This window comes from Kosakonia sp. SMBL-WEM22, assembly GCF_014490785.1.
Taxonomy (GTDB): Bacteria; Pseudomonadota; Gammaproteobacteria; order Enterobacterales; family Enterobacteriaceae; genus Kosakonia.
On record NZ_CP051488.1, the window covers coordinates 3,882,769 to 3,903,741 of the forward strand.

A 20,973-nucleotide genomic window follows, 5' to 3' on the forward strand; every position below is an offset into this window, starting at 1 on the left:
TTCTGTGATAAATACATGATATTTCTGAGCGTCTGCATAAACACACAATAACACTTGTGCTGATGCACATATTTTTACCCGCCCCTGCTCCCTACTATTTAGTGACGACTATAACGGGAGTATCCCCATGAGTGAGACAGGACATCTGCACAGAGCGATAGATCATCAACAGCTTATTTCCTCTGCGGTAGGAAAGTTCTTCCGCCGTATTATTCCAATGCTGGCGGTGATGTTGATAATAAACCAAATAGATCGTTCAAATATCGGTTTTATTAAAGCTGAATTACATACTGATGCTGGTATTAGCGCGGCGGCGTTTGGCCTCGGGGCAGGGTTATTCTTTATTGGTTATGCGCTGTTTGAAGTGCCCAGCAATATGATGATGAAGCGCTATGGCGCGCGCATCTGGCTGACACGCATTATGGTGACCTGGGGTATGGTGGTGGTCTTCACCGGCTTTGTTACCTCCCCGACGCAGTTTTATGTGCTGCGCTTCCTGCTCGGCGTTGCTGAAGCGGGCTTCTTTCCAGGCGTGCTGTTCTATTTCCGTCAGTGGGTGCCAAACTCCCATCGCGGGCGAGCAACGGCGTTTATTTTAAGCGCCTCAGCAGGCGCGTTTCTCTTCTCCGGGCCAATTACCGGCGCCATTCTGCTGATGCATGATTTTATGGGCATCGCCGGCTGGAAGTGGGTAATGTTTCTTGAAGGCGGCGGCTCGGTATTGGTAGGGCTGATAGCCCTCGGCGTACTGGTTTCTCGCCCGCAGGAAGCACGCTGGTTAAGCGCGCAAGAGAAAGAGGCGCTGGCCTGGCAACTGGCGCAGGAGGATCGGGAGCGGGAAAACAGCACCGCCGGGCAGAGCAAAATGGCACTGCTCACCGACCGCCGTTTGTTAACCTACTGCCTGATCTTTTTCACCATGACCATGACCGGCTACACACTGGTCTTCTGGCTACCGCAAATTATCCAGCGCATTCAGGGCTTCAGCAGCTTCGGCATTGGTTTACTCACCGCCATTCCCTGGCTCTGCGCCATCGTCGCCCTCAACGTTGTCGGGCGCTACAGCGACCGCTACCGCGACAAGCTCAGCCAGGGCCTCGGGCTGGCGATGCTGGTTGCAGCCTGCGGCACCTTTATGGCGACGCTCGGTAATCCCTGGTTTGGCTTCGTGGCAATGATTGTTGCCTGTATCGGTTCAAAAGTGAGCGCCACCCTCTTCTGGCCGATGCCGCAGGGCGAGCTGCCGGCAAGCATCGTCGCGCCGGGGATCGCGCTGATTAACTCCATCGGCAATCTTGGCGGCTTCTTCGCGCCGACGGTGTTTGGTTATCTGGAGTTGACCACCGGCTCAACCACCGGCGGGCTCTACGCCTTAACCAGCGTCTCGGTCATTACCGGGTTGTGTCTACTGCTGCGCCGCAACAAAACGACGCCTGGCGCAATGATAAGTATGGAGAAGTAAGATGTCCGATAGTCCCAAAATTACCCATATGCAGGTCATTCCGGTGGCCGGCTACGACAGTATGCTGCTCAATATTGGCGGCGCGCATAACTGCTACTTCACCCGCATTCTGGTGCGGCTCACCGACTCGAACGGTCAGACCGGCGTGGGTGAATGTCCCTGCCACAGCTCGGTGCTGGATCTGCTGGCGCGTTTCGAAGCGCAGGTCGTCGGCAGCGAAATCTTGCGCCTTAACCACACCATCAGCCAGCTCTGGCGCAGCGACGCCCGGCATCAGCACAGCCAGCTGGCGGACAGCATCCATATCCCACAGATGAACCCGGAGAAGTTCTATAACGCGGTGGCGGCTATCGAAGCGGCCCTGCTCGATCTCCAGGGGAAATTCCTCAACCTGCCGGTGGCCGATCTGCTCGCTGCCGGGAAGCAGCGCGACCGCATTCCGGTGCTTGGCTACCTCTTCTATATCGCCGACAGGGGCAAAACCACGATGGATTACCAGCCCGGCGATGATAGCGGTGCGCCCTGGTTCTGGTTACGCCACCAGCCCGCGATGGATCACGAGGGCGTAGTACGTCTTGCGGAGGCGGCTACCGAGCAGTACGGTTTTCGCGATTTCAAACTGAAGGGCGGTGTGCATGCGGGCGAGTATGAAGTGGAAACCGTCGAGCGGCTGCTGGCGCACTTTCCCGGCGCGCGCGTGACGGTCGATCCGAATGCCAGCTGGTCGCTGGAAGAAGCGATCCGCCTCGGCAAGCAACTGGCGGGACGCGTGCCCTATCTGGAAGATCCCTGCGCCGCGGAGCAGGGTTACTCCGGGCGCGAAACGCTGGCAGAGTTTAAACGCGCCACCGGCGTGCCGGTCGCCACCAATATGATCGCCAATGACTGGCGGCAACTGGGGCATGCATTACGCCTCAACGCCATCGACATTCCGCTGGCAGACCCGCACTTCTGGACAATGCGCAATGCGCACACCGTCGCCCAGTTATGCAGTGAATGGGGCTTAACCACCGGATGCCACTCCAACAACCATTTTGATATCTCACTGGCGATGGTGGCACATCTCGGTGCGGCGGCGCCGGGCGATCGTATCACCGCTTTTGATACCCACTGGATCTGGCAGGATGGGCAACAGTTAACCGAGCAGGCGCCGCAGATCCGCAACGGCTATCTGGAGCTGCCTGAAGGGCCTGGCCTCGGCGTGACGCTGGATATGGCACGGGTGGAGGCAGCGCATAAGCGCTACCAGGCACTGCCGGATAAAAACCGTAATGACGCCATCGGCATGCAGTTTCTGATTGATAACTGGCAATTTAACGCTAAACGCCCGACGCTGGTGCGTCCGTAAAATCTCAAAGCCAGGCACGATGGCCTGGCTTTTCACTTGCTTCTTCCCTGTTTGTATTTTAGATTTTCCTAAATTTAGAAAAACCTAAAATACCATGTCACTCTCAAATATTACCCAATTACAGAACCAGGCAGAGCAGGCCGCTGCGCTGCTGAAAGCGATGAGCCACCCGCGCCGGTTGCTGATTTTGTGCATGCTCTGCGATGTGCCCGGCACCCATGCAGGCGAACTCTCAGCGCTGACCGGCCTTAGCCCGTCGGCCACCTCGCAGCACCTGACGCGCATGAAAGATGAGGGGCTGATCGAGAGCGTGCGTCAGGCGCAGCGCATCACCTACTTCATCAAAGATCCCGCCGTGAACCATATCGTCAACACACTCAAGGGCATCTACTGCCCGGAGGTCTGAATATGCACTACAGCACCATCACCCCGCGTGACGCGCGGATAGAGCAGCAGCAGGGCGTGCCGCTTATTGATATTCGCCAGCCGGATGAGTTTCGCCGCGAACATCTGCCCGATGCCCTCTCCCTGCCGCTGGAGGATCTTCTGGCCGGTAAACGCCTGAGCAGTGACGCTCCCGCGCAAACGGTGATTTTCCACTGCCAGTCCGGGATGCGTACCGAGAAAAACGTTGAGGCGTTAATCCAGGCCGCCGCACCAGCGCAGGTGCTGCTGCTTGAAGGCGGGCTGGCGAACTGGAAACGTGCAGGCTTGCCAACGGTGCAGGATAAGGCTCAGCCGCGCCCGCTGATGCAGCAGGTGCAGATCGTTGCCGGCAGCCTGGTGCTGCTTGGCGTGGCGCTCGGCTACCTGCTCAATCCAGCCTTCTTTTTGCTGTCGGGGTTTGTCGGCGCTGGCCTGCTGTTCGCCGGATTAAGCGGCTGGTGCGGCATGGCGCTGCTGCTGGCGAAGATGCCGTGGAACCGATCCTGATGTACGGCATTTCTCCTCCGGGTCAAATGAGTGATATATTTCCCGGCCTACACCCAAGGAGACGCCATGGCGGAATTTGATTCACTCGCGCAGGAAGAGCTGGCGCAGGCAGAGGCTTTGCAGCAACAGGCGCGGGATCGTGCGCTGCTCAACCAGGTACTCGACATCTATGGTCAAAAGTATGTGGCGGAGCAGTTAAAGCAAGCGGGCAAATCGGAGTGGAGCCGCGAAGCGCTTAACCGCTGGGTTAATGGCAAAGGCGCGGCGAAAACCCTTACCGCCACTGAAGAGAAGCTGCTGCGCGAGCTGCTGCCCTCCCCGCCCGCGCACCACCCCAATTACCGCTTTCGCTTTATCGATCTCTTTGCCGGTATCGGCGGCATCCGCAGCGGGTTTGAAGCCATTGGCGGGCAGTGCGTCTTTACCAGCGAGTGGAACAAAAACGCGGTGCGCACCTATAAAGCCAACTGGTATAACGACAGCGCCGCACACACTTTTAACCAGGATATCCGTGAAGTGACGCTGAGCGGCAACCCCGCCATCTCTGAAGCGCAGGCTTACGCCCATATCGCGCAGCATATCCCTGAACATGACGTCCTGTTAGCCGGTTTCCCCTGCCAGCCCTTTAGCCTTGCGGGCGTGAGTAAGAAGAACGCTCTTGGGCGGGCGCACGGCTTTGAGTGTGAAGCGCAGGGGACGCTCTTTTTCGACGTCGCGCGCATTATTAAAGCCCGTCGCCCGGCGATTTTCGTGCTGGAGAACGTGAAAAACCTCAAGAGCCACGATAAAGGCAAAACCTTCAGCGTGATCATGAATACCCTGGATGAGCTGGGCTACGACGTCGCCGACGCGGACGCCTCCGGTAAGAACGACCCGAAGATTATCGACGGCAAACACTTTCTGCCGCAGCACCGCGAGCGCATTGTGCTGGTCGGTTTTCGCCGCGACCTCGATCTCGCCGACGGCTTTACGCTACGCGATATCGACCGCCTCTATCCGCAGCAGCGCCCGACCTTTGGTGAACTGCTGGAGCCGACCGTCGACAGTAAATATGTGCTCTCGCCCAAGCTGTGGGATTACCTCTACCGCTATGCGAAAAAGCACGCCGCCAAAGGCAATGGTTTTGGTTTCGGGCTGGTCGATCCAACGAATGCGGGCAGCGTCGCGCGCACGCTGTCGGCGCGCTATCACAAAGATGGTTCCGAGATCCTTGTCGATCGCGGCTGGGATAGAGCGCTGGGCGAAGCGGACTTTACCCATGCTGAGAACCAGGCTCGCCGTCCGCGTCGCCTGACACCGCGCGAATGCGCCCGGCTGATGGGCTTTGAGAAAGTGGGCGAAAAGCCGTTTCGCATCCCCGTTTCCGACACCCAGGCGTACCGCCAGTTCGGCAATTCGGTGGTGGTGCCAGTCTTTGCCGCGGTAGCAAAACTGCTGGCACCGCGCATAGATTTGGCGGTGAAACGGCGCAAAGAGAAGAGCAATCTGTGACGCAGAATACACTTCACTCGGCCTGAGTGAAGTGTTTGATAAGCGATCGTAAAGTTAAGCCTGGCCAGGTCGATAATTCTTGAGCAATCCCGACTCTCTTACGGACTATGGCCATGCTCAAAAACATACGTGTTATCACCGGCATTATTATCGCCCTTTCGGTATTTTGCCTTCTTCAACTGGTCACCGGGGGTCTTTTTTACTCGGCGGTCAATAACGACCGGGTAAACTTCCAGAACACCGGCGTTCTGAATGCGCAGCAAGAAAACCTTGGCGATAGCGTGAATACGCTGATCAAAACCCGCGTGACCGTCACCCGCGTGGCGATTCGCTTTCTGAAAAACCAGCGCGATCCGGCTTCCCTCGCCAGTATCGAAAAGCTGCTCAACACCGCAACCGATTCCCTGCAAAAATCTGAAACCTATTTCAATAACTATAAAAGTACACCGCGCGTCGCCGGACAGGAGAGCGCGCTGGCGGACGACGTCGCGCAAAACATCACCAAAATGCACGATGTGTTGCAACAGTCGATCGCCTTCCTGCGCGCCAACAATTATGAAGCCTATGGCAATCTGGATGCGCAGCAGGCGCAGGATGATATGGATGCCAGCTACGCCAAATGGCGCACCGAAAACAACACCTTCCTGCAGGCAGCTGCGCAGCAGAACCAGCACAGCTTTACCAGCATGCAGTGGACGCTCGGGGTGATTTTGCTGGTGGTGATTGCGGTGATGGTGATGATCTGGCTCGGCCTGCAGCACCTGCTGCTACGCCCGCTGCACAGCGTGATGAACCATATTCGCGCTATTGCTGGCGGCGACCTTACACAAACCATTGCCGCACAGGGGCGTAACGAGATGAGCCAGCTGGCGACCGGCCTGCATGAGATGCAATCCTCACTGGTGAAAACCGTCAGCGCGGTGCGCAACAGTTCAGATTCGATCTATACCGGTGCCAGTGAGATCTCGACAGGCAATAACGATCTCTCTTCACGCACCGAGCAGCAGGCCGCATCGCTGGAGGAGACTGCCGCCAGCATGGAGCAGTTAACCGCCACGGTAAAACAGAATACCGATAACGCCCGCCAGGCATCTCAGCTGGCGAAAACCGCATCTGACACCGCTGCGCGCGGCGGCCAGGTAGTCAACAATGTGGTGCGCACAATGAGCGAGATCTCCGACAGTTCCCAGCAGATCGCCCATATTACCAGTGTGATTGACAGCATTGCTTTCCAGACCAATATTCTGGCGCTGAATGCCGCCGTGGAAGCGGCGCGCGCCGGCGAACAGGGCCGTGGCTTCGCCGTGGTGGCAGGCGAAGTGCGCACGCTGGCAAGCCGCAGCGCGCAGGCGGCAAAAGAGATCAAAACGCTGATTGAAAACTCCGTGAACCGCGTCAACTCCGGCACCACGCTGGTGGCGGAAGCGGGCGATACGATGAAAGAGATCGTCAATGCCGTCACCCGCGTGACGGATATTATGGGCGAGATCGCCTCAGCATCCGATGAGCAGAGCAAAGGCATTGAGCAGGTGAGCCTGGCCGTGTCACAGATGGATAGCGTGACGCAGCAGAACGCCTCGCTGGTGCAGGAGTCTGCGGCTGCGTCAGCCGCCCTTGAAGAGCAGGCCGAGCAGTTACGTCAGGCTGTTGCCGTGTTTCGCGTCAACGGGCACAGCGCGCTACTGAACGCCAAAGCGGGTAAACCGAGCGCTGCGCCGCTGCGCCCTGTGGCCACCACCAGCACAGGCAGCAGCGACAGCAACTGGGAAACCTTCTGACAGCCACCCGCGCGATGAAGCTGTCGCGCGGGTTACGCTGCCACCCACTGGGTAATCTCGTGGTGGAGGTGCTCGATATAGTGCGTTAATTTCGGTAGCGGTCGGCTCTCCTGGCGATAGACCAGGTTCACCGGCCGCGGCCTGGGCGTGAAGGGCTGCATAATGCGCACCAGTGTGCCGTTTGCCAGCTCCTCGCGCACCAGGATTTCAGGCTGTAACAGCAGCCCTGCCCCGGCAATCGCCGCCATTCGTAGTCCCTGCCCGTCGTTGCAGCGCAGCACCGGATCGCGCTGCCAGCTCATCTCCCCCGCTTCGCCCGGCAATTTCCACTCATTGTGCCGGTTCCATACGCCGTTCGACAAACAGCGGTGATCGCGTAACGCCTCGGGTGAGGCCGGTTCGCCATAGCGCGCCAGATAAGCAGGCGCGGCGCAAATCACCATCCGGTAGAGACAGAGCGGCCTCACCACCACATCCTCACTGTTCACCGCGCCGATGCGGATCGCCAGATCGAACCCCTCCTCCAGCAGATCAACACTGCGATTGCTCAAATCCAGATCGACCCGTACCTGCGGCCACGCTGTGAGAAAGGTGGCGGTGATGGGTGCGATGACGCAGCCGCCAAAGGTGGTTGAGGCACTGACGCGCAGCGTACCGGCAGGTGCCGCACGCAGCCGCTCTATTGAGGTTTCGGCAATATGCACCTGCTCCAGCACCCGCCGCGCCTCATCATAGAAGACACGACCGGCATCCGTCAGGCTCTGGCGTCGGGTATTACGCGCCAGCAGGCGCGTCGCCAGGCTGTTTTCAAGTTGGGCAATGTATTTACCCACCATCACCGCAGAGATCTCCAGCCTGACGGCGGCCTGGGTAAATGACCCTGCCTCTACCACGGCGACAAACACCGCCATACTGCGCAGCTTATCCATAGTACAAACCATTAGTTAGGAATGAATAAACATTCAGAGCATTTATCTTATCAATGATTAGGTAAAAAATGACCACTCCGCACACAGAAGGAGAGGTCAAATGAAGATTATTGTGACGGGCGCTACCGGTACCCTTGGTCGCGCCGTGGTGGCAGAGCTGGGTAAAGATAACGAGGTGATAAGCGTTGGATTAACGCACGGCGAGTTACAGGTCGATTTAACGCGTGATGAGAGTGTCGAGGCGCTGTTTGCGCAGACCGGGCGCGTCGACGCGATTATTGCCACCACCGGCTCGCTCTTTTTCGGCCCGCTGACGGCGATGCGCGCAGAGGATTTTGCTTTTGGCCTTAACGATAAGCTGCTGGGCCAGGTGCGGCTGGCGCTGATTGGTCAGTACTATCTTAATGATGGCGGCTCGATCACCTTGACCAGCGGCATTATCAGCAGCGAACCCATTGCGCAGGGCGCGAACGCTACCGCCGTCAATGCGGCGCTGGAGGGTTTTGTGCGTGCCGCAGCGTGTGAGTTACCGCGTGGCTTACGCATTAATGTCGTCAGCCCGACGGTGCTTAGCGAATCCGTTGAAAAATATGGTGCGTTCTTCCCGGGGTTTGAAAGTGTGCCTGCCGCACGCGCTGCGCTGGCCTATCGGCGCAGTGTTTACGGCGTGCAGACAGGCCGCACATTTACCGTCGGGTATTAGACGCGGGCGCTTTCATCAACCGCAGGTTGCTCCGCCGCTTTCAGCAGAGTGGTGAACTGCGACCACTGCTGCTGTAACGCGCCAAGATGGCTCTTCTCAAGCGCGGTGATAAACGGCAGCGAACCGCTGTTTTCCACCCGCTGATTCATCTGCGCGAACCAGCTGTTACTGTCGCGACCGTCGGCGGTGATCGCCAGCATCGCCTTGCGGTCGGTTTGCGATGCATGCGTTCCGGCATCAAGCTGCTCAATCGCCTGCCGATCGCGGTTCGCCTGCCTGGTATCGCCAAGGCTTTGCGCCAGCGCTGCCGACTGGTTCAGCACTGCGCGGACGGTCTGATCCGCCTGCTCACCTTTTTTGGCAACAAACCCAGCGACGAAATCGCGCGCCTGCTGCTGGTAATCCGCAGAGACGAACTTGTCCACCACATAATTGAGTTTCGCCTGGGTCATCGCGACATCCATCCCAAGAGTCGTCTCATCACCGCTACCTTGCGGAGAGGTCAATGCCTGGTGCAGCGCAGTGGCCATATCATCGGCATTAATAGTGGAGTGCTGGAAAAAGTCGATAAAGCTTACGGCATCATTGGCAGTTGCCGGATCGCCATAGAAGGCGCTGGCGAGGCTCGGGCCCCGTGCCTGCGAGGCCATATTGCTATTACGGAGGGAGGCCATTTCGCGGGCGGTTTGATCGCTCTGCTCTTTGGTCGGTGTTGGCTGGCTCTGCGCACCGCGCGCCAGCGCTTCCTCAGAGATTGAGACGGAAATCGAACTTTCGTTAACAACCTCTTTCCCGACAGAGACGGGAGTTTTTGACGGACGTGCCTCGTATTGCGACTGCGATGCCGCAGCGGCACCGACTTCCTGAATGCTCATTTCGCTTCCTTAGAGTGATTGCTGACGTGATAGTTATCGACATAAGCAAGGTTCTCTTTAAAGATTTGGAGAAAAAATGTGCACTCGATCGGAATGGGGCGGAAAACCGCCCCGGCAGGATTAGTACTAGTCGCGGGATTGCACCCAGAAGGCGTGGATCAGGCCCGGAATGTAACCCAGCAGCGTGAGCAGAATGTTAAGAAGAAACGCCAGGCCCAAGCCTTTACCGAGCAGCACGCCCAGCGGCGGAAGAAGAATCGTAATGACAATACGCCAAAAGCCCATTTAGCCTCCTGTGCAAAGCAAATTCCAGGTGATTGATAATTTAAACAATCTGTTTAAGCGTAGCCGCTACACGCTCCAGTGCCAATCAGCCACCAAGAGGTTTACCCTCTTTTACGCTGTACCACGCTCGCCCTTCAGTCTATGTTTACTCTTACAACCTCGTTACAAAGGAGAGACGTATGTTTGCTGTAGGCGATATCGTTCAACCGCGGATTGGCGGCCCAAAATTGAAAGTTCTTGAAGTGCATGAGGATCAAATTGTTGCGGTGCCGACTCATGATGAACAGGCGGAAAAGTTGACACTTAAAGCAGAAGACGTTGCGCTCTATAAAGAAGAGGGCGACTTTGGCGTCTGCTGAGTGATTGCGGCGGGGTTGCCTGCCGCATAACTGCATAACCTTCCTCTTTTGATGCCTAAAACACCACCCCTTCAACACCGCATATTATGCTACAAAAAACCCATTATTAGCATAAAACATGCTGCCTTAGCCCTGTTCCCCGTAAGCAAAAGCACAGCGCGCTGTAATGAGTGAGCTGTGCTGCATAAAAAAATCACTAAGTGATTGAGAATAAACAATTTCGTACACCACCCCAACAATAATAGGGTAATGACGAAAAATGCAGCAGGTAGAGAGCACTTTATCCAGGTGGCGATTAAAAATAAAAATTAATCGCTAGTTGAGAGTTTCAAATCAGACAGATACGCTATGCGCGTAAATAACTCTGTTTTAAAACGCTGAACTACTTTCTTGCGCCATCATTTTTCAAGGAGCTCCATCATGTTCTCTTCGCAGTCTCGCCTGCGCCACGCCGCTGCGGACACTTTCGCGATGGTAGTCTACTGTTCAGTAGTGAACATGGTGATTGAAATATTCCTCTCCGGAATGAGCTTTGAGCAGTCCCTTTCCTCTCGTCTGGTGGCGATCCCGGTTAATATCATTATTGCCTGGCCCTATGGCTTTTATCGCGATCTCTTCATGCGCTATGCGCGGCGCATCAGCCCGGCAGGCTGGATGAAAAATCTGGCGGATGTGCTGGCGTATGTCACATTTCAGTCGCCGGTATACGTGACGATTTTATGGTCGGTAGGTGCGGACTGGCAGCAGATTATGGCTGCGGTCAGTTCGAATATCGTGATATCGATGTTGATGGGGGCGGTCTACGGCTACTTCCTCGACTACTGCCGCCGTCTCTTCCGGGTAAGCCATTACCACCAGGCGAAAGCCTGATGGCTGCTCTGGGTTAGTGCTGTTCGCCGAACAGGCCGGTCAGGAAGCGCTCAAGCGCCATACGCGAACTGAAACCGTGCGGAATGCCGTAATGTTCCTGTTCATGGCCGCCAAGGTAGAGCGGGAAATTTTGGTAGTGATCGCACAACTTGATCTCCGATGCGGGATCGGCCAGCGATGAACTGCGCTCTTTCAGGGTAGGATGGATCACCAGCGCCGTGCGGCCCATACGCGCTTCACGGTTCACATAGACATAATTTTCGCCACGGCGATAACCGTACGCTTTGTTGGTCGCCACATCCATCGTAAAGCCGACATTCTCCAGCACGCGCGCCACTTCATCGGGTCGTAAATACATAGATTTTCCTCATCATCTCTCAACTGCTTCGCAACCTTACAGTACTGAGCATGGTCAGTGACTCAGAAAATTCCACAAACTGTGTGTAAAGGGGCGTTTGCCGTTTGGCCTGTAAATTTATGGTCTACGCTTAAAAACACACCAAAAAAAGGGAGGCTACTATGTTAAACAGACCCACACGCCGTGAAGTAGATGAAGGTGTTGAAGATATCAATAACGATGTCAACCAGTTAGCGGATAGCCTGGAAGAGTTGCTTAAATCCTGGGGCAGCGACGCGAAAGAGGAAGGCGAATCTGCGCGCCGTAAAGCGCAGGCGCTGCTGAAAGAGACTCGCGCGCGCATGCATGGTCGCAACCGTGTGCAACAAGCTGCACGTGACGCCGTCGGCTGCGCCGATAGCTTTGTAAAAGATCGTCCGTGGTGCAGCGTCGGTGCTGCTGCCGCAGTCGGGATTTTTGTCGGCGCGCTGCTCAGCTTCCGTCGTTAATTTATACAAATAATCTGAAACCTCTGCCCATCCCGCCGGATGGCAGGGGTTTTTCTTTGTCCTTTTTCTGCCCCGCTTTACAATACGCGGCGACATTTCGCCCTTACCCATTCAGCCACTCTCCTGGGCACGGCCTGTGTCTTTTTCCCATATATTGTATGGTTGATAAAATTTATAACTACATCTAGTATCTCTTCTTGTACTCCATACACTAACTGACGCGACCTATTGCGTCGCCTTACTACTTTTAACGGAAATACGAATCATGCGCATTACTATTTACACTCGAGATGATTGTGTTCAGTGCCACGCCACCAAGCGGGCGATGGAGAGCCGCGGTTTTGAGTTTGAGATGGTGAACATTGATCACGTGCCGGATGCCGCAGACCAGCTGCGCGCGATGGGTTTTCGCCAGCTGCCGGTAGTGGTCGCAGGCGAGACAAAATGGTCCGGTTTTCGCCCGGATATGATTAATCGTCTCAGCGCAGCCGCATGAGCACGCTCGTCTACTTCTCCAGCAGCTCGGAAAACACCCATCGCTTTATTGCGCGTCTTGGGCTGCCGGCGGTGCGCATTCCGCTCAACGAGCGTGAGCGCATTCAGGTAGACGAACCCTATATTTTGGTGGTTCCCAGCTATGGCGGCGGCGGTACGGCGGGCGCTGTGCCGCGCCAGGTGATCCGCTTTTTAAACGATCCGCACAATCGGGCGTTGATTCGCGGCGTAATCGCCGCCGGTAATCGCAGCTTTGGCGATGCGTTTTGCCGTGCGGGCGATGTGATCGCGCAAAAATGCGCGGTGCCCTACCTCTATCGATTTGAACTGATGGGGACCGCGCAGGACATCATCAACGTGCGAACAGGAGTAAGCGAATTTTGGCAACGACAACCGCAGAACGCGTGATGCAGAGCACGCCCGATTTCCACGCCCTGAATGCCATGCTCAATCTTTACGATCGCGATGGCCGCATTCAGTTTGAAAAAGACCACCAGGCGGTGGACGCGTTTATGGCCCACCATGTTCGTCCCAACAGCGTTCACTTTGCGAGCCAGGATGAACGCCTTGCGTGGCTGGTTGCGGAAAATTATTACGATGAGAGTGTGCTGGCGCGCTATGAGCGGGCGTTTGTCATCGATCTGCTGGCGCACGCAAAAGCGCGTGGTTTCCGCTTCCAAACTTTCCTCGGCGCGTGGAAGTTCTACACCAGCTACACGCTGAAAACCTTTGATGGCAAACGCTATCTGGAAGATTTTGAAGATCGCGCCTGCATGGTGGCCTTAACGTTGGCCCAGGGCGATACTGCGCTGGCGCAGGGGCTGGTGGAGGAGATACTCTCTGCCCGCTTCCAGCCCGCGACGCCGACCTTCCTCAACTGCGGCAAAAAGCAGCGCGGCGAGTTGGTCTCCTGCTTCCTGCTGCGCATTGAAGACAATATGGAATCAATTGGCCGCGCGGTGAACTCCGCCCTGCAACTCTCCAAACGCGGCGGCGGCGTGGCCTTTTTGCTCTCGAATCTGCGTGAAGCAGGCGCGCCAATCAAGCGCATCGAAAACCAGTCTTCCGGCGTGATCCCGGTGATGAAGATGCTGGAAGATGCCTTCTCCTATGCCAATCAGTTGGGCGCGCGCCAGGGCGCGGGCGCGGTCTATCTGCATGCGCATCATCCCGATATTTTGCGTTTTCTTGATACCAAGCGCGAAAACGCCGATGAGAAGATCCGCATTAAAACTCTGTCGCTGGGGGTGGTGATCCCGGATATCACTTTCCAGCTGGCGAAAGAGAACGCGCAGATGGCGCTTTTCTCGCCCTACGATGTGGAGCGTCTCTACGGCAAGCCCTTTGGCGATATGGCAATCAGCGAAAATTACGACCAGCTGGTGGCCGACGAGCGGGTGCGCAAAAGCTGGATCAACGCGCGTGACTTCTTCCAGACGCTGGCGGAGATCCAGTTTGAGTCTGGTTACCCTTACATCATGTTTGAAGATACGGTTAACCGCGCCAACCCGATTGCCGGGCGCATCAATATGAGCAACCTCTGCTCGGAAATTTTGCAGGTTAACAGCGCTTCGACCTTTGATGACAACCTCGATTACGCCGATACCGGGCACGATATCTCCTGTAATCTCGGCTCGCTGAATATCGCCCACACCATGGATTCACCCGATTTCGGTCGCACCGTTGAGACGGCGATCCGCGGTTTAACCGCTGTCTCTGATATGAGCCATATCCGCTCGGTGCCGTCGGTGGAAGCGGGCAACGCCGCCTCCCATGCTATCGGGCTTGGGCAGATGAACCTGCACGGCTATCTGGCGCGCGAAGGCATTGCCTACGGCAGCCCGGAGGGGCTCGATTTCACCAACTTCTACTTCTACACCATCACCTGGCATGCGCTGCATACCTCGATGATGATTGCCCGCGAGCGCGGCCAGACTTTTGCCGGCTTTCCCGCCTCTCGCTACGCCAGCGGCGAGTATTTCGATCGCTACCTTGAAGGCGACTGGCAGCCGAAAACCGATAAAGTACGCGCGCTGTTTGCCCGCGCCAATGTCACCCTCCCGACGCGCGAGATGTGGCAGCAGCTGCGCGAAGAGGTGATGCGTTACGGCCTCTACAACCAGAATTTGCAGGCAGTGCCGCCGACCGGATCGATCTCCTATATCAACCATGCGACATCCAGTATTCATCCGATTGTGTCGAAGATTGAGATCCGCAAAGAGGGGAAAACCGGGCGCGTTTACTACCCTGCCCCGTTTATGACCAATGAGAACCTGGCCCTGTACGAAGATGCCTATGAGATTGGGCCGGAGAAGATCATCGATACCTACGCCGAAGCGACGCGCCATGTCGATCAGGGCCTGTCACTGACGCTCTTTTTCAAAGATACCGCCACCACACGCGACATCAACCGGGCGCAGATCTACGCCTGGAAAAAGGGCATCAAGACGCTCTACTACATCCGCCTGCGCCAGCTTGCGCTGGAAGGCACCGAAATCCAGGGCTGTGTCTCCTGTGCGCTGTAAGGAAAAAATGATGAACCCACTCTCCCGCGTCAGCGCGGTGAACTGGAACAAAATCCAGGATGATAAAGACCTCGAAGTGTGGAACCGGCTGACCAGCAACTTCTGGCTGCCGGAAAAAGTCCCGCTGTCGAATGATATTCCGGCCTGGCAGAGCTTGAGCCCGGCCGAGCAGCAGTTGACGATCCGCGTATTTACCGGGCTAACGCTGCTGGACACTATTCAGAACACCGTCGGCGCACCGGCGCTGATGCCGGATGCCGCCACGCCCCATGAAGAGGCGGTGCTCTCCAACATCAGCTTTATGGAGGCGGTGCACGCCCGCTCCTACAGCTCCATCTTTTCGACGCTCTGCCAGACGCGGGACGTCGATGCCGCTTACGCCTGGAGCGAAGAGAACAGCGCCCTGCAGCGCAAAGCGCAGATTGTGCTGGCTCATTACCGCGCTGACGATCCACTGAAGAAGAAGATCGCCAGCGTCTTTCTGGAGTCGTTTCTCTTCTACTCCGGTTTCTGGCTGCCGATGTACTGGTCCAGCCGCGGTAAGCTCACCAACACCGCGGACCTGATTCGGCTCATCATTCGCGATGAAGCGGTGCACGGTTACTACATCGGTTATAAGTATCAGAAAGGGTTGGAGAAAGTGAGCGAGTCGGAACGCGAGTCGCTGAAAGCTTTCGCCCTCGATCTGCTGATGGAGCTCTACGATAACGAGCTCGCCTACACCGACGATCTCTACGCAGACAGCGGCTGGGGCGAAGAGGTGAAAGCGTTTCTCTGCTACAACGCGAACAAGGCGCTGATGAACCTTGGCTATGAAGCGCTCTTCCCGCCGGAGATGGCGGACGTCAACCCGGCGATATTGTCGGCGCTGTCGCCCAACGCCGACGAAAACCACGACTTTTTCTCCGGCTCCGGCTCCTCATATGTGATGGGTAAAGCCGTCGAAACGGAAGACGAAGACTGGAACTTTTAAATATTCTCTCCTCTCGCGCTGCGGGAGGAGAATATCCCCCCGATTTTTAATTCACTACTATTTATTCCGTCTCATCTAAGCTAATTCTTAGCAAAATAACTATGGCGTTCTGCGCTGTCATGGTTTGTTCATATTCCGCAAAATCATGCCCATTCTGGCTCATTTTTCTCAGTAATACGAAAAAATGATTACCCGCGCCAGCCCTTATATCATGGGAAATAATGCTCTTTGACTGCATGGAAATTCTGTAAAGCGCGGCACAGAAGGGTTGTCTCAGATGGAGAGTATGGTAGGGTATGACCAGTCAAATATATTCATTGGGTAGCGTATCGAAATAATAAATAACAGGAAATATATTATTGCATGGCAATTAAATTAGAAGTTAAGAATCTCTATAAAGTATTTGGCGAGCATCCACAGAGAGCTTTCAAATATATAGAAAAAGGACTTTCGAAAGAAGAAATACTGGAAAAAACGGGTCTGTCGCTTGGCGTGAAAGACGCCAGTCTGGCCATTGAAGAAGGCGAGATATTCGTCATCATGGGGTTATCCGGCTCGGGTAAATCCACTATGGTACGCCTTCTCAATCGCCTGATTGAACCCACCCGCGGGCAGGTGCTGATAGACGGCGTCGATATCGCCAAAATATCGGATGCCGAGCTTCGCGAGGTGCGCAGAAAAAAGATTGCGATGGTTTTCCAGTCATTCGCGCTGATGCCGCATATGACGGTGCTGGATAATACCGCATTCGGTATGGAGTTAGCCGGCACGCCCGCGCAGGAGCGGCAGGAAAAAGCGCTCGATGCACTGCGCCAGGTGGGGCTGGAAAATTATGCCCACGCCTACCCGGATGAACTCTCCGGCGGTATGCGCCAGCGCGTCGGATTAGCCCGCGCATTAGCCATCAATCCCGATATTTTATTAATGGATGAGGCCTTCTCCGCGCTTGATCCCTTAATTCGTACCGAGATGCAGGATGAGCTGGTAAAGCTGCAGGCGAAACATCAGCGCACCATCGTCTTTATTTCCCACGATCTTGATGAAGCGATGCGCATTGGCGACCGGATTGCGATTATGCAAAACGGAGAGGTGGTGCAGGTTGGCACGCCGGATGAGATTTTAAATAACCCGGCCAATGATTATGTGCGCACCTTCTTCCGCGGCGTCGATATTAGCCAGGTCTTTAGCGCGAAAGATATTGCGCGCCGCACGCCCGTGGGCCTGATCCGTAAAACGCCCGGTTTCGGCCCGCGCTCGGCGCTGAAAGTGTTGCAGGACGAAGACCGCGAATATGGCTATGTCATTGAGCGCGGCAACAAGTTTGTCGGCATTGTCTCCATCGACTCCCTGAAAGCGGCGCTGGCCGCAGCTCAGGGGATCGAGGCGGCGCTGATTGACTCCCCGCTTGCGGTGGAGGCAGACACGCCGCTCAGCGAACTGCTCTCCCATGTTGGACACGCGCCCTGCGCTGTGCCAGTGGTGGGTGAAGAGCAACAGTACGTGGGCATCATTTCGAAACGAATGCTGCTGCAGGCTTTAGATCGCGAGGGGGCAAACAATGGCTGATCAAAACAATCCGTGGCAGAGCGCACCGGCAACGGACAGCGCCGCACAGTCAGCAGATGCGTGGGGCGGCGGTGCTGCAGCACCTGCCGATAGCGGCAGCGCTGACTGGCTCAACAGCGCCCCGGCACCCGCGCCGGAACACTTCAATATTATGGATCCGTTCCATAAAACCCTGATCCCGCTCGATAGCTGGGTAACGCAGGCAATTGACTGGGTGGTGCTCCACTTCCGCCCGCTCTTCCAGGGCATTCGCGTGCCGGTGGATTACATTCTCAGCGGCTTTCAGCAGCTGCTGCTCGGTATGCCGTCGCCGGTGGCCATTATTCTCTTCTCGCTGATCGCCTGGCAGATGAGCAGCGCCGGGATGGGCGTAGCAACGCTGGTGTCGCTAATCGCCATCGGCGCAATTGGTGCCTGGTCGCAGGCGATGATTACGCTGGCGCTGGTGCTTACCGCACTGCTGTTCTGCGTGGTGATCGGCTTGCCGATGGGGATCTGGCTGGCGCGCAGCCCGCGGGCGGCGAAGATCATTCGCCCGCTGCTGGATGCGATGCAGACCACTCCGGCGTTTGTCTACCTGGTGCCGATTGTGATGCTGTTCGGCATCGGCAACGTGCCGGGCGTGGTAGTGACGATTATCTTCGCCCTGCCGCCGGTGGTGCGCCTGACCATCCTCGGTATTAACCAGGTGCCGGCCGATCTGATTGAGGCCTCGCGATCCTTTGGTGCCAGCCCGCGCCAGATGCTGTTCAAAGTTCAGCTACCGCTAGCGATGCCAACCATTATGGCGGGCATCAACCAGACCCTGATGCTGGCGCTGTCGATGGTAGTGATTGCCTCAATGATCGCCGTCGGCGGGCTGGGGCAGATGGTGCTGCGCGGGATTGGCCGCCTTGATATGGGCCTTGCCAGCGTTGGCGGCGTCGGGATTGTGATCCTCGCGATTATTCTCGACCGTCTGACCCAGGCCGTGGGCCGTGACTCGCGCAGCCGCGGTAACCACCGCTGGTATCAGACCGGCCCGCTCGGTCTGCTGACCCGCCCCTTCGCCAAATAATTTTGCTGCCCGGCGCACCCGGCCGGGCAACAACATCACACCTGAAAAATAAGGAACAACGATGCGACATAGCGTACTTTTTGCCACAGCGTTAGCCACCCTTCTCTCCACCAGCGCTTTTGCCGCCGATCTGCCGGGCAAAGGCATTACCGTTAAACCGTTTCAGAGCACCATTGCCGAAGAGGCGTTCCAGACGCTGCTGGTTAGCCGCGGCCTTGAGAAGCTCGGCTATACGGTCGAAAAACCGGATGAAGTGGATTACAACGTTGGCTACACCTCAATGGCCGCAGGCGATGTCACCTTTACCGCCGTCAACTGGCAGCCACTGCATGACGATATGTATGCCGCCGCCGGGGGCGATAAGAAGTTCTACCGTGAAGGCACCTATGTGACCGGCGCGGCGCAGGGCTACCTCATCGATAAAAAAACCGCCGATAAGTACCACATCACCAATATCGAGCAGTTAAAAGATCCGAAAATCGCCAAATTGTTCGACGGCAACGGTGACGGTAAAGCCGATATGATGGGCTGCTCGCCGGGCTGGGGATGTGAAACGGTGATTAACCACCAGCACAAAACCTATGGCCTGGAGAACACGGTCACGGTTAATCACGGTAACTACTCGGCGATGATGGCGGACACCATCACCCGCTTTAAAGAGGGGAAACCGATCCTCTACTACACCTGGACGCCGTACTGGGTAAGCGATGTGCTGAAGCCGGGCAAAGATGTGGTCTGGTTGCAGGTGCCCTTCTCCTCCCTGCCGGGTGAGCAGAAAAATATCGATACCAAACTGCCGAACGGCATGAACTACGGCTTCCCGGTGAACACCATGCACATTGTTGCTAATAAGGCCTGGGCAGAGAAAAACCCGGCGGCGGCGAAGCTCTTCGCGGTGATGAAACTGCCGCTGGCGGATATCAACGCCCAGAATGCGATGATGCACGCCGGTAAAGCCTCGGAAGCTGACGTTCAGGGCCACGTTGATGGCTGGATCAAAGCCCATCAGCAGCAGTTTGATGGCTGGGTGAAAGAGGCGCTCGCCGCGCAGAAGTAACGCGCTGACTCTTTGACCTTCTCACGCGCCATCGGGTTATCGCCCGGTGGCGCGTTCGTTTATCCCGCCAGGGTGCACAGATAACAACACGCGCCGCCGGGCAATTGTCTATGATGGATTTCTGACAAAAAACCTCATTGATAGTTATACCTATGACAAAAACTCACCAGGGCCTTAGCCCGGCGCTGATTGCGCTGATGTCGGTAGCAACCGGTCTCGCCGTTGCCAGCAATTACTACCCGCAGCCGCTGCTGGATACCATCGCAAACGCCTTTTCCATCACCGCAAGCCAGGCCGGATTTATCGTCACCGCCGCGCAGCTTGGCTACGCTGCCGGGCTGCTGCTATTGGTGCCGCTTGGCGATATGTTTGAGCGGCGCGCATTAATTGTGGTGATGACGTTACTCTCGGCGGGCGGGATGCTGATTACCGCCAGTAGCCCATCGCTCGGCCTGATGATTCTGGGTACCGCACTCACCGGCCTCTTCTCGGTGGTGGCGCAGCTGCTGGTTCCACTGGCTGCTACGCTTGCGACACCCGAGAGCCGTGGCCGCGTGGTCGGCACCATTATGAGCGGCTTGTTATTGGGCATTCTACTTGCGCGCACCGTTGCAGGGCTGCTGGCAAGCCTCGGCGGCTGGCGCACCGTTTACTGGGTCGCCAGCGTTTTAATGGTGCTGATGGCGCTGGCACTCTGGCGCGGCCTGCCGAAACTGAAGTCTGAAACACACCTTAACTATCCACAGCTACTCGGCTCCGTCTTCACCCTGTTTGCCAGCAATAAATTGCTGCGCACCCGCGCGCTGCTTGGCTGCCTGAGCTTTGCCAACTTCAGCGTATTGTGGACCTCAATGGCCTTTCTGCTCGCCGCGCCGCCGTTTCACTTCTCTGATGCGATGATTGGCCTGTTTGGCCTGGTGGGAGCCGCCGGTGCATTAGGCGCGCGTCAGGCGGGCGGGCTGGCGGATCGCGGGAAAGGCAATCTCACCACCACTGGCGGTCTGCTGCTTCTACTCCTTTCGTGGCTTGCTACCTGGTGGGGTCACACTTCGGTGGTGGCGCTGGTTATTGGCATCATCGTGCTCGATCTCGCGGTGCAGGCGGTGCATATTACTAACCAGACCATTATCTATCGCGTTAACCCCGAAGCGCGTAACCGTCTGACCGCCGGTTATATGACCAGCTACTTTATTGGCGGTGCCGCAGGATCGCTCATCTCGGCCACGGCATGGCAGCATGCGGGTTGGGCTGGCGTCTGCGCCGCGGGTGGTGTCCTCGCCCTGCTCAATGTGCTGGTGTGGTGGCGAGGATATCGCCATACGGAGGCGCAGAGCTAAGCAACCGCTCACGTTTAGGCAATTCGGTGCCAAACCGGGGTGTTAACACGTCCGTCACTCTGCTAAGGTTATAGGACTTGTTTA

General features: G+C 56.6%; 22 protein-coding genes. 18 read left to right on the forward strand and 4 right to left on the reverse strand.

Translation table 11 applies throughout. From position 1 onward, the window contains the following. Positions 1–127: 127 nt before the first annotated feature. From HF650_RS18650 to HF650_RS18675, 6 genes are all read left to right on the forward strand, one after another. Positions 128–1,462 carry an MFS transporter gene (locus tag HF650_RS18650; protein WP_187799870.1) on the forward strand — a complete coding sequence of 445 codons (1,335 nt, stop codon included), beginning with the start codon at positions 128–130 and terminating at the stop codon, positions 1,460–1,462. 1 nt (position 1,463) lies between these two features. Further along, positions 1,464–2,810 carry an enolase C-terminal domain-like protein gene (locus HF650_RS18655; protein WP_187799871.1) on the forward strand — a complete coding sequence of 449 codons (1,347 nt, stop codon included), beginning with the start codon at positions 1,464–1,466 and terminating at the stop codon, positions 2,808–2,810. 94 nt (positions 2,811–2,904) lie between these two features. Continuing rightward, a complete protein-coding gene (locus HF650_RS18660; RefSeq protein ID WP_187799872.1) occupies positions 2,905–3,216 on the forward strand; it encodes a metalloregulator ArsR/SmtB family transcription factor in 312 nt (103 codons plus the stop codon). Between the two features lie 2 nt (positions 3,217–3,218). Beyond that, the gene (locus tag HF650_RS18665) at positions 3,219–3,743 is read left to right on the forward strand and encodes a rhodanese family protein (protein WP_187799873.1); all 525 of its coding nucleotides are present in this window, start codon (positions 3,219–3,221) and stop codon (positions 3,741–3,743) included. Between the two features lie 66 nt (positions 3,744–3,809). Continuing rightward, on the forward strand, positions 3,810–5,234 hold the full coding sequence (locus HF650_RS18670; RefSeq protein ID WP_223284211.1) for a DNA cytosine methyltransferase: 1,425 nt from the start codon (positions 3,810–3,812) through the stop codon (positions 5,232–5,234). 113 nt (positions 5,235–5,347) lie between these two features. Continuing rightward, the gene (locus HF650_RS18675; protein ID WP_187799874.1) at positions 5,348–7,012 is read left to right on the forward strand and encodes a methyl-accepting chemotaxis protein; all 1,665 of its coding nucleotides are present in this window, start codon (positions 5,348–5,350) and stop codon (positions 7,010–7,012) included. 32 nt (positions 7,013–7,044) lie between these two features. Here HF650_RS18675 and HF650_RS18680 read toward each other — a convergent pair whose 3' ends face one another. Next, positions 7,045–7,941 carry a LysR family transcriptional regulator gene (locus HF650_RS18680; RefSeq protein WP_187799875.1) on the reverse strand — a complete coding sequence of 299 codons (897 nt, stop codon included), beginning with the start codon at positions 7,939–7,941 and terminating at the stop codon, positions 7,045–7,047. A gap of 100 nt (positions 7,942–8,041) precedes the next feature. On the opposite strand from HF650_RS18680, the gene HF650_RS18685 reads away from it, so the two are divergent. Then, a complete protein-coding gene (locus tag HF650_RS18685) occupies positions 8,042–8,644 on the forward strand; it encodes a short chain dehydrogenase (protein ID WP_187799876.1) in 603 nt (200 codons plus the stop codon). Here the strand turns inward: HF650_RS18685 and HF650_RS18690 are convergent. Both HF650_RS18690 and HF650_RS18695 read right to left on the reverse strand, forming a co-directional pair. Beyond that, positions 8,641–9,519 (reverse strand): hypothetical protein, encoded by an 879-nt coding sequence (locus HF650_RS18690; RefSeq protein WP_187799877.1) that lies wholly within the window; start codon positions 9,517–9,519, stop codon positions 8,641–8,643. The two genes, HF650_RS18685 and HF650_RS18690, sit on opposite strands and share 4 nt — an antisense overlap. A gap of 126 nt (positions 9,520–9,645) precedes the next feature. After that, positions 9,646–9,804 carry a YqaE/Pmp3 family membrane protein gene (locus HF650_RS18695; protein ID WP_023480545.1) on the reverse strand — a complete coding sequence of 53 codons (159 nt, stop codon included), beginning with the start codon at positions 9,802–9,804 and terminating at the stop codon, positions 9,646–9,648. Between the two features lie 179 nt (positions 9,805–9,983). Here HF650_RS18695 and HF650_RS18700 point away from each other — a divergent pair, with 179 nt between their 5' ends. Beyond that, positions 9,984–10,163, forward strand: a complete 180-nt coding sequence (locus HF650_RS18700) for a hypothetical protein (protein ID WP_187799878.1) — start codon at positions 9,984–9,986, stop codon at positions 10,161–10,163. Between the two features lie 420 nt (positions 10,164–10,583). Further along, a complete protein-coding gene (gene alaE / locus HF650_RS18705) occupies positions 10,584–11,033 on the forward strand; it encodes an L-alanine exporter AlaE (RefSeq protein ID WP_054803941.1) in 450 nt (149 codons plus the stop codon). A 13-nt stretch (positions 11,034–11,046) separates the two neighbouring features. Here alaE and HF650_RS18710 read toward each other — a convergent pair whose 3' ends face one another. Beyond that, positions 11,047–11,391 carry a DUF2002 family protein gene (locus HF650_RS18710; protein WP_187799879.1) on the reverse strand — a complete coding sequence of 115 codons (345 nt, stop codon included), beginning with the start codon at positions 11,389–11,391 and terminating at the stop codon, positions 11,047–11,049. 161 nt (positions 11,392–11,552) lie between these two features. On the opposite strand from HF650_RS18710, the gene HF650_RS18715 reads away from it, so the two are divergent. From HF650_RS18715 to HF650_RS18755, 9 genes are all read left to right on the forward strand, one after another. Then, complete coding sequence (locus HF650_RS18715) at positions 11,553–11,879, forward strand: DUF883 domain-containing protein (RefSeq protein ID WP_124967463.1); 327 nt, start codon at positions 11,553–11,555, stop codon at positions 11,877–11,879. A 265-nt stretch (positions 11,880–12,144) separates the two neighbouring features. After that, positions 12,145–12,375: a glutaredoxin-like protein NrdH gene (gene nrdH, locus HF650_RS18720; RefSeq protein WP_042712550.1), complete on the forward strand. Its 231-nt coding sequence runs from the start codon at positions 12,145–12,147 to the stop codon at positions 12,373–12,375. After that, on the forward strand, positions 12,372–12,782 hold the full coding sequence (gene nrdI / locus HF650_RS18725) for a class Ib ribonucleoside-diphosphate reductase assembly flavoprotein NrdI (protein WP_187799880.1): 411 nt from the start codon (positions 12,372–12,374) through the stop codon (positions 12,780–12,782). Before nrdH ends, nrdI begins: the two co-directional genes overlap by 4 nt. Next, positions 12,755–14,899 carry a class 1b ribonucleoside-diphosphate reductase subunit alpha gene (nrdE, locus tag HF650_RS18730; protein ID WP_187799881.1) on the forward strand — a complete coding sequence of 715 codons (2,145 nt, stop codon included), beginning with the start codon at positions 12,755–12,757 and terminating at the stop codon, positions 14,897–14,899. The genes nrdI and nrdE overlap by 28 nt, the downstream gene beginning before the upstream one ends. Before the next feature lie 10 nt (positions 14,900–14,909). Further along, positions 14,910–15,872: a class 1b ribonucleoside-diphosphate reductase subunit beta gene (gene nrdF, locus HF650_RS18735; protein ID WP_187802761.1), complete on the forward strand. Its 963-nt coding sequence runs from the start codon at positions 14,910–14,912 to the stop codon at positions 15,870–15,872. 363 nt (positions 15,873–16,235) lie between these two features. Continuing rightward, entirely contained in the window at positions 16,236–17,438 is a 1,203-nt protein-coding gene (gene proV, locus HF650_RS18740; RefSeq protein WP_187799882.1) for a glycine betaine/L-proline ABC transporter ATP-binding protein ProV, read from the forward strand. Then, a complete protein-coding gene (proW, locus tag HF650_RS18745) occupies positions 17,431–18,495 on the forward strand; it encodes a glycine betaine/L-proline ABC transporter permease ProW (protein ID WP_187799883.1) in 1,065 nt (354 codons plus the stop codon). The genes proV and proW overlap by 8 nt, the downstream gene beginning before the upstream one ends. A 61-nt stretch (positions 18,496–18,556) precedes the next feature. Next, complete coding sequence (gene proX, locus HF650_RS18750; protein WP_187799884.1) at positions 18,557–19,552, forward strand: glycine betaine/L-proline ABC transporter substrate-binding protein ProX; 996 nt, start codon at positions 18,557–18,559, stop codon at positions 19,550–19,552. Between the two features lie 152 nt (positions 19,553–19,704). After that, positions 19,705–20,889, forward strand: a complete 1,185-nt coding sequence (locus tag HF650_RS18755; protein WP_187799885.1) for an MFS transporter — start codon at positions 19,705–19,707, stop codon at positions 20,887–20,889. Positions 20,890–20,973 lie beyond the last annotated feature (84 nt).